The organism is Pseudomonas sp. GL-R-26 (genome assembly GCF_019947365.1).
Classification (GTDB): domain Bacteria; phylum Pseudomonadota; class Gammaproteobacteria; order Pseudomonadales; family Pseudomonadaceae; genus Aquipseudomonas.
Genome location: NZ_JAGYGI010000003.1, coordinates 65,562 through 81,724 on the forward strand (window position 1 = coordinate 65,562; position 16,163 = coordinate 81,724).

Here is a 16,163-nt window from a genome sequence, read left to right on the forward strand (position 1 = left end):
GGCTGACCATCTCATTAAACCCCGAGCCAGTCGGGGTTTTTCATGCCATCGCAGTGAGTGCCTTATTGGAACAGCGACTCGCTCGACAGACCATTTTTTTCCAGGATCTCGCGCAGCCGCTTCAAGCCTTCCACCTGAATCTGTCTGACTCGTTCACGGGTCAGGCCGATTTCCAGGCCTACGTCTTCAAGGGTGCTGCTTTCATGACCGCGCAGGCCAAAGCGGCGTACAACCACTTCGCGTTGCTTGTCGGTCAGTTCCGAGAGCCATTGATCGATGCTCTGGGACAGGTCGTCGTCCTGCAACAGTTCGCATGGATCGGTTGGACGGTCGTCAGTCAGGGTATCGAGCAGGGTTTTATCCGAATCCGGACCCAGCGAGACGTCGACCGAAGAAACCCGTTCATTTAGGCCGAGCATACGCTTGACCTCTCCCACCGGTTTTTCCAGCAGGTTGGCGATTTCTTCGGGAGAGGGTTCATGGTCGAGTTTTTGCGTCAGCTCCCGCGCGGCCCGCAGGTACACATTCAGCTCCTTGACCACATGGATCGGCAGCCGGATGGTCCGGGTCTGATTCATGATTGCGCGTTCGATGGTCTGGCGAATCCACCAGGTCGCGTAGGTCGAGAAGCGGAAGCCGCGTTCCGGATCGAACTTCTCCACCGCCCGGATCAAGCCGAGGTTGCCCTCTTCGATCAGGTCCAGCAGCGACAGCCCACGATTGACGTAGCGTCGGGCGATTTTCACCACCAGGCGCAGGTTGCTTTCAATCATGCGTTTGCGCCCGGCCGGATCGCCACTTTGCGACAGGCGCGCAAAATGAACTTCTTCTTCGGGTGATAGCAGGGGAGAGAAACCAATTTCATTGAGATACAGCTGCGTGGCATCAAGTGCCCGCGTGTAGTCAATGTACTTGTGTTGTTTCAACGATGCGGAGTGTTTGGATTTGGCACGAACGGAAGGTGGAGCCGCCCCTTCATCATTCGACATCGAATCCGTATCGATGCTGCTCTCCATCAGGAGAACCTCATCGTCGATGTCAAACTCCGGCACTTCTTTACTGAGAGCCATTGTTATAGTCCTTTGGTGAGTTCGACCTCAAGCTCAAGCGGCGCCTTTCTCCCTGGCAACGCTGGAGCCTGTCCCCTCTACGCGACGGAACAGGCTGGTAAGCGATCAACGACGTGGCAGGAATTGCAGCGGATCTACAGGTTTACCTTGGCGGCGAATCTCAAAATGCAGTTTCACCCGGTCTGTACCCGTTGACCCCATTTCGGCAATTGTCTGTCCGACCTTGACCTGCTGCCCCTCCCGAACCAACAGCCTGCGGTTATGTCCGTAGGCGCTTACGTAGGTTTCACTGTGCTTGATGATTACTAATTCGCCGTAGCCCCTTAAGCCACTCCCGGCGTATACCACCGTCCCATCAGACGCAGCTAAAACAGGCTGTCCCAAATCTCCGGCGATATCAATTCCTTTATTCAAACTACCGTTTGAAGAGAATTTTCCAATAAGAATGCCATTAGATGGCCATCCCCAGCCGGTCGGGGCTGGTCCGGGAGGGGGCAATGGAGCGGGTTCAGACTTGCTCGCGACGGACGGTACAACCGTCGTTGTGCTGGTGGTCGTACCGTTTGCCGAACGACGGATGACCGTGGTTTTACTCGACGACGAAGGCGTTGAACTGGACGAACTGACCACCGCCGTGGACGTTGAATCGGTACGACCATCAAAGCGAATCGTCTGACCCGGACGGATGGTGTAAGGCGCAGGAATGTTGTTGCGTGCCGCCAGGGCCTTGTAGTCCCAGCCGTAACGGAAGGCGATGGAGAACAAGGTGTCCTTGGGCCGAACGACGTATTGTCCGGTGGTCACGGCCGGACGCTGGGGTGCGGCGTTGTTGCGGTCGACGACACGAACATCGCTGGATTTGTTGCTGGAACAACCGACCAGCAACGTGCTCAAGACAAGGCCAGTCACCAGGCGCTGAAAGCTCGTTTTACTCATACGCTGCGCAATGACTGTGAGACTCACCCGCCGCTCCCTCTGTGGTGGCTGAAAATGTGAAATACCGGAGTCCGGTAATGAACTGTCGCAAGTATAACGGGCCGTGCACGCTTTACCTTTAATGTAGCGAGTCGGTGTCGCGCACACGTTTGCTGCCTGACGATGAATCCCGTTTAACACAACGATGCCGCTGTAAGACAAAGGCAATCGAAGAGAATTCAGCGTGCCGAAACAAATGCTCAGGCCAGTGGCCCATTGAGCAATGGCACGAAGCGCACAGCCCCCAGGACATGCCTGGAAAAACCTTGTTCCTCGCGAACGATCAGCATCAATTGCTGGACTTCGCCAGCCCCGACCGGGATCACCATTCGGCCTCCCGGCGCCAACTGGTCAAGCAGTGCCTGGGGCACGTCGGTCGCCACTGCGGTGACGATAATCCCGTTGTAAGGTGCCAGTGCCGGCCAGCCTTCCCAGCCATCGCCCCAGCGGAACACCACGTTGCGCAGGTTCAGTTCGACCAGACGTTCCTTTGCCCGATCCTGCAGAACCTTGATGCGCTCGACCGAGAACACACGCTCGACCAGTTGCGACAGCACCGCCGTCTGATAACCCGACCCGGTGCCGATCTCCAGCACCTTGTCGAGGGGACCGGCCTCCAGCAGCAGCTCGCTCATGCGCGCCACCATATAAGGCTGGGAGATGGTCTGGTTGTTACCAATCGGCAGCGCGGTGTCTTCATAGGCGCGGTGTGCCAGCGCTTCGTCGACGAACAGGTGGCGCGGGGTCCGGCGAATGACCTCCAGTACCCTGGCGTTGGAAATGCCTTCTTCGTAAAGGCGCTGGATCAGCCGCTCCCGGGTTCGCTGGGAGGTCATGCCGATGCCGCGATGCAGGATATCGTCTTGTTCGCGACCCATCAGCGCAGCCCCTCCAGCCAGCCGTCCAGACTTCTGAAGGCATCATTGAAGGTGCGATCCAGTTGCAGCGGCGTGATCGAAACATAACCCTGCATTACTGCATGGAAATCGGTACCCGGGCCGCCGTCTTCGGCATCCCCGGCCGCCGCGATCCAGTAACCGGACTTGCCCCGAGGATCCACCACTTTAATCGGTGCCGCGGCCCGGGCGCGATGGCCCAGGCGAGTCAGCTGGATACCGCGGATACGGTCCAGCGGCAAATTGGGGATGTTCACATTCAGTACCGTACGCGGTGGCAGATCCAAGTCAGCATGGGCTTCAACCAGTTTGCGCGCGAAATGGGCAGCTGTGGGAAGGTTCTCTACCTGGCGTGAGACCAGCGAAAAGGCAAACGAAGGGTGTTTCAGGAAACGCCCCTCGAGGGCCGCCGCCACCGTGCCGGAATACAGGACATCGTCCCCCAGGTTCGCGCCCAGGTTGATACCGGAAACCACCATGTCCGCTTCGCGCTCCAGCAGGCCGTTGAGGCCCAGGTGCACACAATCGGTTGGCGTGCCGTTGAGGCTGATAAAGCCGTTGGCCAGGGTTTGCGGGTGCAACGGACGGTCGAGCGTCAGCGAACTGCTGGCGCCGCTCTTGTCCTGGTCCGGGGCGATAACCACGCACTCGGTGTAATCCGCCAGCGCAGCATAAAGCGCGGCGAGACCGGGTGCTGTTACCCCATCGTCGTTAGAAATCAGAATACGCATGGGCTGTCCGTCTGCCCCACCGGCACCAGATCAACAAGCTCGCGCACCAATACGGTGGCGAAGCATCCGGCCGGCAGGACGAATTCCAGTTGCAGAATGTCAGGCTCGGGATAATGCCACGTCAACCCGCCAATGGGCAGCCGCAGGATGCGACGTTCGTGGCTCATTCCGGCGTTGATCAACCAGTCACGCAAATCCGCTTCGCGTGCGGCGATGGCCTGCTCCAGTTCATGGACAGCGCCCGCTGCCGGCGAGTCACCTTCGCCCCACTGCGGACCGGTCGGGTGCAGATCGAGAATCGCCAGGCGCGGGTCGCTGCACTCGGCTTCACCTGCCGGGAAAAAGCTGCGGCTGTCGGTGAACGCCAGCAGATCGCCCACCTGGGCACGCTGCCAGGTGCCATCGGTGACACGCGCGGCCAGCACCTGATTGAACAGAAAACTGCGCGCCGTGGAGAGCAGACGCGAGCGCACGTTGCGCTGCTCCGGCAGCGCCTTGCGCGCGGCCCAGGCACGAGCATCGACGACGTTGCCGCCGTCATGGCCGAAACGCTGGGCACCGAAATAATTGGGGATGCCTTGTTTCGCGATCAGTTGCAGACGCTCTTCAAGCGCGGCCTTGTCGCCGGCGAATTGCGTAAGGCGCAACGTAAAGCCGTTGGCCGAGTGGGCACCGCGTTGCAGTTTGCGCTTGTGGCGGGCGGTCTTGAGGATCTTCAGCGTATCGTTTTCTGCCACTGACAGATCAGGGTCGGCCTTGCCCGGCAGTTGCACGCTGAACCACTGGCGAGTCAACGCCTGACGGTCCTTGAGCCCGGCATAACTGACGGTGCGCAATGGCACGCCGGCAGCCTTGGCAATCCGTCGCGCTGCTTCTTCTGTGTTCAGGCCGCGCTTTTCCACCCAGATCCACAGGTGTTCGCCTTCGCCGCTGAGGGGAATGTCGAGGACTTCGTCGACCTGGAAATCTTCCGCGATCGCTTTCAGGACCGCCGTGCCGAGGGCTTCACCGTAAGCCCGCGGGCCGAGCAATTGCAGTTCGTTCATGCGCGCAACAACAAGGCAACGGAGTGCACGGCAATGCCTTCTTCGCGACCGACAAAGCCGAGCTTTTCGGTGGTGGTAGCTTTCACGTTCACTTGATCCAACTCTACTTGAAGATCCGCGGCAATCAGCGCGCGCATCGATTCGATATGCGGGGCCATTTTCGGCGCCTGGGCGACGATGGTGTTATCGACGTTGCCGACTTTCCAGCCTTTGGCATGAACCAGTGCGACGACGTGACGCAACAGCACACGGCTGTCGGCGCCCTTGAATTTCGGGTCGGTATCCGGGAAATGCTTGCCGATGTCGCCCAGCGCTGCAGCGCCGAGCAAGGCATCGCTCAAGGCGTGCAAGAGGACGTCACCGTCAGAGTGAGCGAGCAGCCCGAAGCTGTGTGCAATGCGCACGCCGCCCAGAGTGATGAAATCGCCTTCAGCGAAACGGTGCACATCATAGCCGTGGCCAATACGCATAAAAAAACGCCCCGATTTTTGTCAGGGCGTGATTCTACCTGCATTAACCAACCAGAGCATGCGCGTGATGCCGTAAGTGCTCATCGATGAAACTGGCAATAAAGAAATAGCTGTGGTCATAGCCCGGTTGCAGGCGCAACGTCAGCGGGTGACCTGCCAGTTTGGCCGCCTGCTGCAAGGCTTCCGGCTTTAGTTGGTTGGCGAGGAAATCGTCGCGATCACCCTGGTCGACCAACAGCGGCAGCTTTTCATCGGCCTCGGCAATCAACGCGCAGGCATCCCATTCGCGCCATTTCGAACGGTCCTCTCCCAGATAGCGGGAGAAGGCTTTCTGCCCCCACGGGCAATCCATCGGATTGTTGATTGGCGAGAACGCCGACACCGATAGATAGCGCCCCGGATTGCGTAATGCGCAGACCAGCGCACCGTGGCCGCCCATGGAGTGACCACTGATGCCGCGCTTGTCCGACGCAGGGAAATGGGCTTCAACCAATGTCGGCAATTCCTGCACGACATAGTCATGCATCCGATAGTGGCGCGACCAAGGCTCCTGAGTGGCATTCAGGTAAAACCCGGCGCCGAGACCGAAGTCCCAGGCGCCATCCGGATCGCCCGGCACATCGGCGCCGCGAGGGCTGGTGTCCGGTGCGACGATGATCAGCCCCAGCTCGGCGGCCATGCGCATGGCGCCGGCCTTTTGCATGAAGTTCTCGTCGGTGCAGGTCAGGCCGGACAACCAGTACAACACCGGCAACTTGCCGCCCTGCTCCGCCTGCGGCGGCAGGTAGACGGCGAACACCATGTCGCAACCGAGCACTTCCGAGCGATGGCGGTAGCGCTTGTGCCAGCCGCCAAAACTTTTCTGGCAGGAGATGTTTTCCAAACTCATTGCAAACTCCTCACTGAAAACCAAAACCTCAAGCGCCAGGCCAACTCAATCAGCTTGCCGCTTGAAGCTCGTGGCTTGCAGCTGCTTCTCAGAAATGAATGACGGAGCGGATGCTTTTTCCTTCATGCATCAGGTCAAACGCCTTGTTGATATCTTCCAGGCCCATGGTGTGGGTGATGAAGGTATCCAGCGGAATCTCACCGGTCTCGGCCATTTCCACATAGCTTGGCAACTCGGTACGGCCGCGCACGCCGCCGAACGCCGAACCGCGCCAGACGCGGCCGGTGACCAACTGGAACGGACGGGTCGAGATTTCCTGACCGGCACCGGCAACGCCGATGATGACCGATTCGCCCCAGCCCTTGTGGCAGCATTCCAGCGCAGCGCGCATCAGTTGCACGTTGCCGATGCACTCAAAGGAAAAGTCCACGCCGCCATCGGTCATGTCGACGATGACTTCCTGGATCGGACGATCGAAGTCTTTCGGGTTCACGCAATCGGTTGCGCCCAGCTGTTTTGCGATTTCGAATTTCGCCGGGTTGATGTCGATGGCGATGATGCGGGCAGCCTTGGCTTTGACAGCGCCAATGACAGCCGACAGGCCGATGCCGCCGAGGCCGAAAATGGCCACGGTATCACCCGGTTTCACCTTGGCGGTGTTGAGCACTGCACCGATACCGGTAGTGACACCGCAGCCCAGCAGGCAGACTTTTTCCAGTGGCGCTTCTTTAGCAATCTTGGCCACGGAGATTTCCGGTAGCACGGTGTACTCCGAAAAAGTGGAAGTACCCATGTAGTGGAAAATCGGCTGGCCCTTGTAGGAAAAACGCGAAGTGCCGTCCGGCATCAAGCCTTTGCCCTGGGTCGCGCGAATCGCCTGGCAGAGGTTGGTTTTACCTGACAGGCAGAATTTGCACTGACGGCATTCAGGGGTGTACAGCGGGATCACATGATCACCGACCGCAACGGAGGTCACGCCTTCGCCGATGGCCTCGACAATCGCACCACCTTCGTGGCCGAGGATCGACGGGAAGATGCCTTCAGGATCAGCGCCAGACAGTGTGTAGGCATCGGTATGGCAAACACCGGAGGCCACCACGCGCAGCAAGACTTCGCCGGCCTTGGGCATGGCGACATCGACTTCAACGATTTCGAGGGGCTTCTTGGCCTCGAAGGCAACGGCGGCGCGCGACTTGATCATGATGACTCTCCAGTGAATTAAAACGAGACAGGGAGTGTAATACATGGCTCAACGATGAATAATCGATGCAAATGCAAAATATTATTGCCGCACAGGGATAATCATTGATGTCCGAAAATCGCTGGGAAGGGATCGACGAGTTTGTCGCCGTTGCCGAATGCAGCCAGTTCACTGCTGCTGCGGAACGGCTGGGCGTTTCTTCCTCACACGTCAGTCGACAAATCGTACGCCTGGAAGAGCGTTTGCAGACTCGTCTGCTCTACCGCAGTACCCGTCGGGTCGCGTTGACCGAGGCTGGACAAACCTTCCTGCAACATTGCCAGCGTTTGCAGGATGGTCGCGAAGAAGCGCTGCGTGCGGTCGGTGACTTGACCAGCGAACCCAAGGGCATGCTGCGCATGACCTGCGCAGTGGCTTACGGCGAGCGCTTCATCGTGCCGCTGGTGACCCGCTTCATGGGGCTGTTTCCGCAACTGCGTATCGACATCGAACTGACAAATCGCCAGCTTGACCTGGTGCACGAAGGCCTCGACCTGGCGATTCGCCTCGGGCGCTTGCAGGATTCACGGCTGGTCGCCACCCGCCTCGCACCGCGGCGTATGTTTCTCTGTGCATCGCCCGCCTACCTTGAGCGCTACGGTCGCCCGCACAGCCTGTCGGAACTGAGCCGCCACAACTGCCTTATCGGCAGCTCCGACCTCTGGCAACTGGAACAGAACGGGAGGGAATTTTCGCAAAGGGTGCAGGGAAACTGGCGTTGCAACAGTGGGCAAGCCGTACTGGATGCAGCGCTACAGGGCGTAGGGCTGTGTCAGTTGCCGGACTATTACGTGCTGGAGCATTTGAATAGCGGCGCGTTGATTTCGTTGCTGGAGGCGCATCAACCGCCGAATACCGCCGTTTGGGCGTTGTATCCGCAGCAGCGGCATCTGTCGCCGAAGGTGCGCAAGTTGGTGGACTACTTGAAAGAGGGGTTGGCCGAACGGCCGGAGTACAGGTTTTAAGATCCTCTAGTGACGATTGGCCCAACGCTGTCTCAACCACTCAAGGTCTTCAGGACGCGTAACCTTGAGGTTGTCGGATCGCCCTTCGATCAGGCGCGGCGCCGAACCGGCCCACTCCATGGCCGAAGCTTCGTCGGTAACAACGGCATCCGCCACCAGACTGTCCGCCAAAGCCCGATGCAACGCTCCAAGGCGAAACATCTGCGGCGTGTAGGCCTGCCAGATCACACTGCGGTCCACAGTCTCGACAACGCGACCGTGTTTATCGACCCGCTTGAGCGTATCCCGCGCCGGGACAGCCAGCAGTCCGCCAACAGGATCGTCAGCCAGTTCAGCCAGCAGCTTGTCCAGATCGTCACGACTGAGGTTCGGCCGTGCGGCATCGTGAACCAGTACCCAATCCTCATCATCGGCGCCCTGCGCATGCAAGTGCAGCAAGGCATTGAGCACCGACCCGGAACGTTCGGAACCACCCTCGACCCGGGCAATACGCGGATCACTGGCACATGCCAGGTTCGGCCAATAAGGATCATCAACAGCAAGACTGACCACCAAGCCTTTCAGGCATGGATGATCAAGGAAACAGCCAAGGCTGTGTTCGAGAATAGTGCGCCCGCCCAGTTGCAAGTATTGCTTGGGACGGTCCGCGGCCATACGGGCACCGACGCCCGCGGCAGGAATCACGGCCCAGAAGGCCGGTAACGAATTAATCATTGGGCCAACTGGTAAAGGGTTTCACCGTCCTTGACCATGCCCAACTCATGACGAGCCCGCTCTTCAACGGTCTCCATGCCCTTTTTCAATTCACTGACTTCGGCGTCCATCACCCGGTTGCGCTCCAGCAAGGCCTGGTTCTCAGCTTGCTGATCGGCAATCTGCTGAGTCAACTCGGCCACTTGCGCCAGGCTGCCATTTCCCACCCACAGGCGGTACTGCAAGCCAGCCAGCAGCAAAAGCAGGATGAGGAACAACCAATTGGGACTGCGCATCGAATATCAGGTATCCAGTGAAAAAAGACAGCCATGCCAAAACGTGAAGCTTCTGATAGCACGAAGCCTGGAAGAACCAGGCTTGTGCATATAAGGCATCAGATTAGTGGCAAAAACGTCGCTGTAGCGATTTTTTCGACACAATCCGGTGTCTTTTTTACCATGTACTGCTTAGCCGCGGAACTCGCTGCGACCGTTGTACTTGGCTTTGCCGTTCAACTGCTCTTCGATACGCAGCAGTTGGTTGTACTTGGAAACGCGGTCGGAACGGCACAGGGAGCCGGTCTTGATCTGGCCAGCCGAGGTGCCCACGGCCAGGTCGGCAATGGTCGAATCTTCGGTTTCGCCGGAGCGGTGCGAGATCACGGCAGTGTAACCAGCAGCCTTGGCCATCTGGATGGCTTCCAGGGTTTCGGTCAGGGTGCCGATCTGGTTGAACTTGATCAGGATCGAGTTGGCGATCTTCTTGTCGATGCCTTCTTTCAGGATCTTGGTGTTGGTGACGAACAGGTCGTCGCCCACCAGCTGGGTCTTCTCGCCGATCTTGTCGGTGAGGATCTTCCAGCCAGCCCAGTCGGACTCGTCCAGGCCATCTTCGATGGAGATGATCGGATAACGCTCGGTCAGGCCTTTCAGGTAATCAGCGAAACCTTCAGCGGTGAACACCTGGCCTTCGCCGGACAGGTTGTACTTGCCGTCTTCGTAGAATTCGCTGGCTGCGCAGTCCAGTGCCAGGGTCACGTCGGTGCCCAGCTTGTAACCGGCGTTGGCCACGGCTTCGGAGATCACTTTCAAAGCGTCTTCGTTGGAAGCCAGGTTCGGTGCGAAACCACCCTCGTCACCGACGGCAGTACTCAGGCCACGGGCCTTCAGCACAGCTTTGAGGTGATGGAAAATCTCGGTGCCCATGCGCAGGCCTTCCGAGAAAGACTTGGCGCCAACCGGCTGAACCATGAATTCCTGGATGTCGACGTTGTTATCGGCGTGCTCGCCGCCGTTGATGATGTTCATCATCGGAACCGGCATCGAGTAGACACCCGGAGTGCCGTTCAGGTTGGCGATGTGAGCGTACAGCGGCAGGTCCTGGTCCTGTGCTGCTGCCTTGGCCGCGGCCAGGGAAACGGCGAGGATCGCGTTGGCGCCCAGGGAACCTTTGTTTTCAGTACCGTCGAGCTTGATCATTGCCAGATCGAGCGCTTTCTGGTCGCTTGGGTCCATGCCTTTCAACAGGTCGCGGATCGGACCGTTGATGTTGCCTACGGCCTTCAGAACGCCCTTGCCCAGGTAACGGCTCTTGTCGCCATCACGCAGCTCGAGCGCTTCACGCGAGCCAGTGGAAGCACCGGACGGCGCGCAGGCACTGCCGATGATGCCGTTGTCGAGAAGCACGTCCGCTTCCACGGTGGGATTGCCACGGGAGTCGAGAACTTCACGACCTTTGATGTCGACGATTTTAGCCATTGTTGTAAACACTCCAAAGTTGACGAAAACGACGCAGCTGTAGGAAATCTTTGATCGTCGGCAAGTGAGGTGCAGCGGGCAGTCTTGCAGACGACAAGGCTCAGGCCCGAGGGCCTGGGCGTTAAATCGTGCGGTACTTTACCGGAGAATTGAGGATTACGCGGTTTCTACCGTCGGAAAACTCTTCACCAGTTCGTCCAAAGCCTTGAGCTGGGCCAGGAATGGCTCCAGTTTGTCCAGGCGCAGGGCGCAAGGACCGTCGCATTTGGCGTTGTCCGGATCCGGGTGGGCTTCCAGGAACAGGCCGGCCAGCGACTGACTCATGCCGGCCTTCGCCAGATCGGTGACCTGGGCGCGACGACCGCCGGCGGAATCGGAGCGACCACCAGGCATTTGCAGCGCGTGGGTCACGTCGAAGAACACCGGGTATTCGAACTGCTTCATGATGCCGAAGCCGAGCATGTCGACGACCAGGTTGTTGTAGCCGAAGCTCGAACCACGCTCGCAGAGGATCAACTGATCGTTACCCGCTTCCACGCATTTGCTCAGGATGTGTTTCATTTCATGAGGTGCGAGGAACTGGGCTTTCTTGATGTTGATCACAGCGCCGGTCTTTGCCATAGCGACCACGAGGTCGGTCTGGCGCGACAGGAAGGCCGGCAACTGGATGATGTCGCAGACTTCAGCGACAACCGCGGCCTGATCAGGTTCGTGGACGTCGGTGATGATCGGCACGCCGAAGGCTTGCTTGATGTCCTGGAAGATGCGCATGCCTTCTTCCAGGCCAGGACCACGATACGAGGTCACAGAAGACCGGTTGGCCTTGTCGAAACTGGCCTTGAACACGTAAGGGATACCGAGCTTTTCGGTGACCTTCACATACTCTTCGCAAACCTGCATGGCCATGTCACGGCTTTCCAGCACGTTCATGCCGCCGAACAGCACCATGGGCTTGTCGTTGGCAATCTCGATGTCGCCGACGCGGATGATCTTCTGTGCCATCGGAGTTACGCCTTCTTCTGGTGTTGAGTCAACGCTGCCTTGACGAAACCGCTGAACAGCGGGTGACCGTCGCGTGGCGTCGAGGTGAACTCAGGGTGGAACTGGCAAGCGACGAACCATGGATGATCCGGTGCTTCAACCACCTCAACCAGTGCGCCATCACCGGAACGACCGGAGATTTTCAAACCAGCTTCCATGATTTGCGGCAGCAGGTTGTTGTTCACTTCATAGCGATGACGGTGACGCTCGACGATCACGTCCTTGGCGTAGCAATCGTGCACCAGAGAGCCTGGCTCAAGCAGACAATCCTGAGCGCCGAGGCGCATGGTGCCGCCCAGATCGGAGGTTTCGGTACGGGTTTCGACTGCGCCGGTGGCATCTTCCCACTCGGTGATCAGGCCCACGACCGGGTGACCGCTAGCACGATCGAACTCGGTGGAGTTGGCGTCTTTCCAGCCCATCACGTTACGTGCGAACTCGATAACGGCCACTTGCATGCCCAGGCAGATACCCAGGTACGGAACCTTGTTTTCGCGAGCGTATTGAACGGCAGTGATCTTGCCTTCAACACCACGCAGACCGAAGCCGCCTGGTACCAGGATAGCGTCGACGCCTTCCAGCAGCGCGGTGCCCTGGTTCTCGATGTCTTCGGAATCGATGTAGCGCAGGTTGACCTTGGTACGGTTGCTGATGCCGGCGTGACTCATCGCTTCGATCAGCGACTTGTAGGCGTCCAGCAGCTCCATGTATTTGCCGACCATGGCGATGGTGACTTCGTGCTCAGGGTTGAGCTTGGCGTCGACCACGGCTTCCCACTCGGACAGATCGGCACCGCCGCATTGCAGGCCGAAACGCTCGACGACGAAATCGTCCAGGCCCTGGGAGTGCAGGATGCCCGGGATCTTGTAGATGGTATCGGCGTCTTCCAGCGCGATCACCGCACGTTCTTCAACGTTGGTGAACTGCGCGATCTTGCGACGCGAGGAAATATCGATCGGGTGATCGGAGCGGCAGACCAGCACGTCCGGTTGCAGGCCGATGGAACGCAGTTCCTTCACCGAGTGCTGGGTTGGCTTGGTCTTGGTTTCGCCGGCAGTGGCGATGTACGGCACCAGTGTCAGGTGCATCAGCATCGCGCGCTTGGCGCCGACTTCGAAACGCAGCTGGCGGATGGCTTCGAGGAACGGTTGCGACTCGATGTCACCCACGGTGCCGCCGATCTCGACCATTGCCACGTCAGCGTCGCCAGCACCCTTGATGATGCGGCGCTTGATTTCGTCGGTGATGTGCGGGATCACCTGGATGGTTGCGCCCAGGTAGTCACCACGGCGCTCCTTGCGCAGGACGTGTTCGTAGACACGGCCGGTGGTGAAGTTGTTGTTCTGGGTCATGGTCGTGCGGATGAACCGCTCGTAGTGGCCCAGGTCCAGGTCGGTCTCGGCGCCGTCGTGAGTGACGAACACTTCACCGTGCTGGAACGGGCTCATGGTGCCCGGGTCGACGTTGATGTACGGGTCCAGCTTCAGCATGGTGACCTTAAGTCCCCGCGCCTCCAGGATGGCCGCCAATGATGCCGATGCAATGCCTTTCCCCAATGAAGAAACAACACCGCCCGTGACGAATATGTAGCGCGTCATGAAAAACCCTAGAAGTCTGCGTTAAAGCGGTCCGAGCCGCCGGGGAAAGCGAAGGAAGGCCGAAGCCCCCGATCACCTGCATTAATCACAGTGCACCTTTCAAAAAAACCGCCGCGTTGTGACAGACCGGAAAATGAAACACCGGTTCGTTGCTCGCTACACATTTTTTGGAATCGCCCAGCAAAGACTGCTTGGTAATCGGCAACTCCTGCAATTCAGGCGAATCCACAGAAGTTGTATCAAGAAGGGAGCGTAGTCTACCGGAAAGCCCCTTTCAGCTCAAACCTTGATCTTCGTTCAGTGGCTGCCAATGCAAATGCCAGTCGCCGAGCGCACCGCCATCGAGCCCCTTGAGGTTCGCTACCGCCAGCAGTTGCCCGTCTTTGTAGAGCAGCGGCAATCTGCCGCGTACGAAGGACGGTACAGCGCTTTCATTGAGCAAACGTTTCAGGTCCCGATGGCCGCGGCCTGGCAATGCCATGACCTCTCCCCCTTCACGATAGCGGATATGCAGCGGGCCATCGGGGATTTGCCCGGTGAGCGAAAGCACGCCGTTGCCCGGGATAGACAGTGGTGACGCCGGATCCAGCCACGCCCCGGCGCCGGGCAGTGGCCGCAGCCAGCGGCCGGACAGCCACCAGATCCGTCCGCCCGCCCGATGCAGTTCGCCATCGGCCAACCGCCATACCGGGCAGGCATCGCCGGTGGCGTCGCGCAGATTATCCCAACCCGACCAATGGTCAGTATCCGGCAGGCGGGTCAGCGGTTCGAGCCAATGACTCAAGGCATTGCGCTGCCGGGCATCAGACAATTGCGCAAGCGGTGCCAGCTCGAGGGATCGCAAGCCCAGCCAGTCGAACTCACTGGCAGAGCTGGCCTCACGCAAATCCATATCCGCCAGCTCTTCGAGCAGCCCCTGCGCTTCAGTCAGATGCGCCGCACTGCGGGCCATGGTCGCCACCGCTTGCGGCCAGCGCTGGACCAGTACGGGCAAGACTTGATGCCGCAGGTAATTGCGCGAGTACTGCCGATCCTGGTTCGAGGGATCTTCGATCCAGCTCAAGCCATGCGCACTGGCATAAGCCTCCAGTTCAGCCCGCGTGACATCAAGCAATGGCCGCAACAAATGCCCCTTGCCCAACGGGCGCTGACGCGGCATCCCGGACAATCCGCGTACGCCCGCTCCGCGCAACAAACGAAACAACAGGGTTTCCGCCTGATCGTCGCGGTGCTGGGCCGTCAGCAGCACTTCGCTGGCCTGAAGGGCTTCAGTGAAGGCGTGATACCGCGCATCCCGGGCCGCACGTTCAAGGCTGGCACCCGGTTGCACCTGCACACGAACCACTTGCAGCGGAACGCCCAGCGCAGCGCACACGGAACGACAATGTTCCGGCCACGCATCGGCCACAGCCTGAAGGCCGTGATGAACATGGATGGCGTTGAGCGCCGGCAGGGATTCGGTTTTGGAGAGTGTTGCCAGAAGGTGCAGCAGGACAGTGGAGTCCAGGCCGCCGGAGAAGGCGATGTGCCAAGTGGCGGCATTGCGCCACGAGACAAGATTCAACAAGAGTCTGGCGGGCAGATCAATATTGGACCGTCTCATATCCATCACCTTGCACAAATCAAATGTGGGAGCGAGCCTGCTCGCGAAGACGGCTCAACATTCAACACAATCGTTGGCTGTTATACCGCTTTCGCGAGCAGGCTCGCTCCCACATGGGCGCTGCGTGTTCGGCTTAGAGACCGTAGCTCATCAGCCGATCGTAGCGGCGCTTGAGCAGCGCGTCGTTATCGAACTTCTTCAGCATCGCCAGTTGCGAGCTCAGCTCGGCACGGATCGATGCGGCTGTGGCGGCCGGGTTGCGGTGCGCGCCGCCCAGTGGCTCGCCAATCACCTTGTCCACGATGCCCAGGCCTTTGAGGCGCTCGGCGGTGATGCCCATCGCTTCTGCGGCATCCGGTGCTTTCTCGGCGGTTTTCCACAGAATCGAAGCGCAACCTTCCGGCGAAATCACCGCGTAGGTCGAGTATTGCAGCATGTTCAACTGGTCGCAGACACCGATCGCCAACGCACCACCGGAACCACCCTCACCGATCACGGTGGCGATGATTGGGGTTTTCAGGCGGGCCATGACACGCAGGTTCCAGGCGATCGCCTCGCTCTGGTTACGCTCTTCAGCGTCGATGCCAGGGTAAGCGCCCGGAGTGTCGATGAAGGTCAGGATCGGCATTTTGAAACGTTCGGCCATTTCCATCAGGCGGCAAGCCTTGCGGTAGCCTTCCGGACGCGGCATGCCGAAGTTGCGGCGAACTTTCTCGCGCACTTCACGGCCTTTCTGGTGACCGATGATCATCACCGGCTTGTCGTCCAGACGGGCAATACCGCCAACGATGGCAGCGTCGTCCGAGAAGTGACGATCACCGTGCAGTTCGTCGAACTCGGTGAAAATATGTTCGATGTAGTCCAGGGTATACGGACGTTTCGGGTGACGCGCCAGACGTGCGATCTGCCAGCTGGTCAGCTTGCCGAAGATGTCTTCGGTCAGCGTTTTGCTCTTGTCCTGCAGGCGGGAGATCTCATCGCCGATATTCAGCGAATTGTCATTACCGACCAAGCGCAACTCTTCGATCTTGGCTTGCAGGTCGGCGATCGGCTGTTCGAAATCTAGAAAATTCGGGTTCATAGGCGTCCGTCTTGGGTCGAGTCCCAAGGGTTCTTGGGCCGGCCGGTTGTCTATTCGCGCCCTACCTTAAGGGACAGGCGCGTTGAGGTCGAGATTAAAAATTCAGGT

General features: G+C 59.1%; 16 protein-coding genes. 1 reads left to right on the forward strand and 15 read right to left on the reverse strand.

Annotated features, from left to right (window positions below; all coding sequences use genetic code 11):
• Positions 1-62 precede the first annotated feature (62 nt).
• The 8 genes from rpoS to KGA96_RS05095 all read right to left on the reverse strand — a co-directional run bounded on the left by rpoS (position 63) and on the right by KGA96_RS05095 (position 7,278).
• Positions 63-1,070 carry an RNA polymerase sigma factor RpoS gene (rpoS, locus tag KGA96_RS05060; protein ID WP_007990225.1) on the reverse strand — a complete coding sequence of 336 codons (1,008 nt, stop codon included), beginning with the start codon at positions 1,068-1,070 and terminating at the stop codon, positions 63-65.
• Positions 1,071-1,175: 105 nt separating this feature from the next.
• Complete coding sequence (locus KGA96_RS05065) at positions 1,176-2,033, reverse strand: peptidoglycan DD-metalloendopeptidase family protein (protein ID WP_046041162.1); 858 nt, start codon at positions 2,031-2,033, stop codon at positions 1,176-1,178.
• Positions 2,034-2,245: 212 nt separating this feature from the next.
• Entirely contained in the window at positions 2,246-2,881 is a 636-nt protein-coding gene (locus KGA96_RS05070; protein ID WP_185754794.1) for a protein-L-isoaspartate(D-aspartate) O-methyltransferase, read from the reverse strand.
• A 41-nt stretch (positions 2,882-2,922) separates the two neighbouring features.
• Positions 2,923-3,672 (reverse strand): 5'/3'-nucleotidase SurE, encoded by a 750-nt coding sequence (surE, locus tag KGA96_RS05075; protein ID WP_015093781.1) that lies wholly within the window; start codon positions 3,670-3,672, stop codon positions 2,923-2,925.
• A complete protein-coding gene (gene truD, locus KGA96_RS05080) occupies positions 3,660-4,718 on the reverse strand; it encodes a tRNA pseudouridine(13) synthase TruD (protein ID WP_046041159.1) in 1,059 nt (352 codons plus the stop codon). The genes surE and truD overlap by 13 nt, the downstream gene beginning before the upstream one ends.
• Entirely contained in the window at positions 4,715-5,188 is a 474-nt protein-coding gene (gene ispF, locus KGA96_RS05085; protein WP_046041158.1) for a 2-C-methyl-D-erythritol 2,4-cyclodiphosphate synthase, read from the reverse strand. The genes truD and ispF overlap by 4 nt, the downstream gene beginning before the upstream one ends.
• Positions 5,189-5,231: 43 nt before the next feature.
• Complete coding sequence (fghA, locus tag KGA96_RS05090; RefSeq protein ID WP_046041157.1) at positions 5,232-6,077, reverse strand: S-formylglutathione hydrolase; 846 nt, start codon at positions 6,075-6,077, stop codon at positions 5,232-5,234.
• Between the two features lie 88 nt (positions 6,078-6,165).
• The gene (locus KGA96_RS05095) at positions 6,166-7,278 is read right to left on the reverse strand and encodes an S-(hydroxymethyl)glutathione dehydrogenase/class III alcohol dehydrogenase (protein WP_008054058.1); all 1,113 of its coding nucleotides are present in this window, start codon (positions 7,276-7,278) and stop codon (positions 6,166-6,168) included.
• A gap of 107 nt (positions 7,279-7,385) precedes the next feature.
• On the opposite strand from KGA96_RS05095, the gene KGA96_RS05100 reads away from it, so the two are divergent.
• Complete coding sequence (locus KGA96_RS05100; RefSeq protein WP_046041156.1) at positions 7,386-8,282, forward strand: LysR substrate-binding domain-containing protein; 897 nt, start codon at positions 7,386-7,388, stop codon at positions 8,280-8,282.
• Between the two features lie 6 nt (positions 8,283-8,288).
• Here KGA96_RS05100 and ispD read toward each other — a convergent pair whose 3' ends face one another.
• The 7 genes from ispD to KGA96_RS05135 form a co-directional block, all read right to left on the reverse strand.
• Positions 8,289-8,996 (reverse strand): 2-C-methyl-D-erythritol 4-phosphate cytidylyltransferase, encoded by a 708-nt coding sequence (gene ispD, locus KGA96_RS05105; RefSeq protein WP_046041154.1) that lies wholly within the window; start codon positions 8,994-8,996, stop codon positions 8,289-8,291.
• Complete coding sequence (ftsB, locus tag KGA96_RS05110; protein ID WP_007970710.1) at positions 8,993-9,271, reverse strand: cell division protein FtsB; 279 nt, start codon at positions 9,269-9,271, stop codon at positions 8,993-8,995. The genes ispD and ftsB overlap by 4 nt, the downstream gene beginning before the upstream one ends.
• Before the next feature lie 171 nt (positions 9,272-9,442).
• On the reverse strand, positions 9,443-10,732 hold the full coding sequence (gene eno, locus KGA96_RS05115; RefSeq protein WP_046041152.1) for a phosphopyruvate hydratase: 1,290 nt from the start codon (positions 10,730-10,732) through the stop codon (positions 9,443-9,445).
• Positions 10,733-10,888: 156 nt separating this feature from the next.
• On the reverse strand, positions 10,889-11,734 hold the full coding sequence (kdsA, locus tag KGA96_RS05120; RefSeq protein WP_007949350.1) for a 3-deoxy-8-phosphooctulonate synthase: 846 nt from the start codon (positions 11,732-11,734) through the stop codon (positions 10,889-10,891).
• Positions 11,735-11,739: 5 nt separating this feature from the next.
• The gene (locus KGA96_RS05125) at positions 11,740-13,371 is read right to left on the reverse strand and encodes a CTP synthase (RefSeq protein ID WP_046041149.1); all 1,632 of its coding nucleotides are present in this window, start codon (positions 13,369-13,371) and stop codon (positions 11,740-11,742) included.
• Positions 13,372-13,645: 274 nt separating this feature from the next.
• The gene (gene tilS / locus KGA96_RS05130) at positions 13,646-14,974 is read right to left on the reverse strand and encodes a tRNA lysidine(34) synthetase TilS (RefSeq protein ID WP_223511902.1); all 1,329 of its coding nucleotides are present in this window, start codon (positions 14,972-14,974) and stop codon (positions 13,646-13,648) included.
• A 133-nt stretch (positions 14,975-15,107) separates the two neighbouring features.
• The gene (locus KGA96_RS05135) at positions 15,108-16,055 is read right to left on the reverse strand and encodes an acetyl-CoA carboxylase carboxyltransferase subunit alpha (RefSeq protein ID WP_223511904.1); all 948 of its coding nucleotides are present in this window, start codon (positions 16,053-16,055) and stop codon (positions 15,108-15,110) included.
• Positions 16,056-16,163 lie beyond the last annotated feature (108 nt).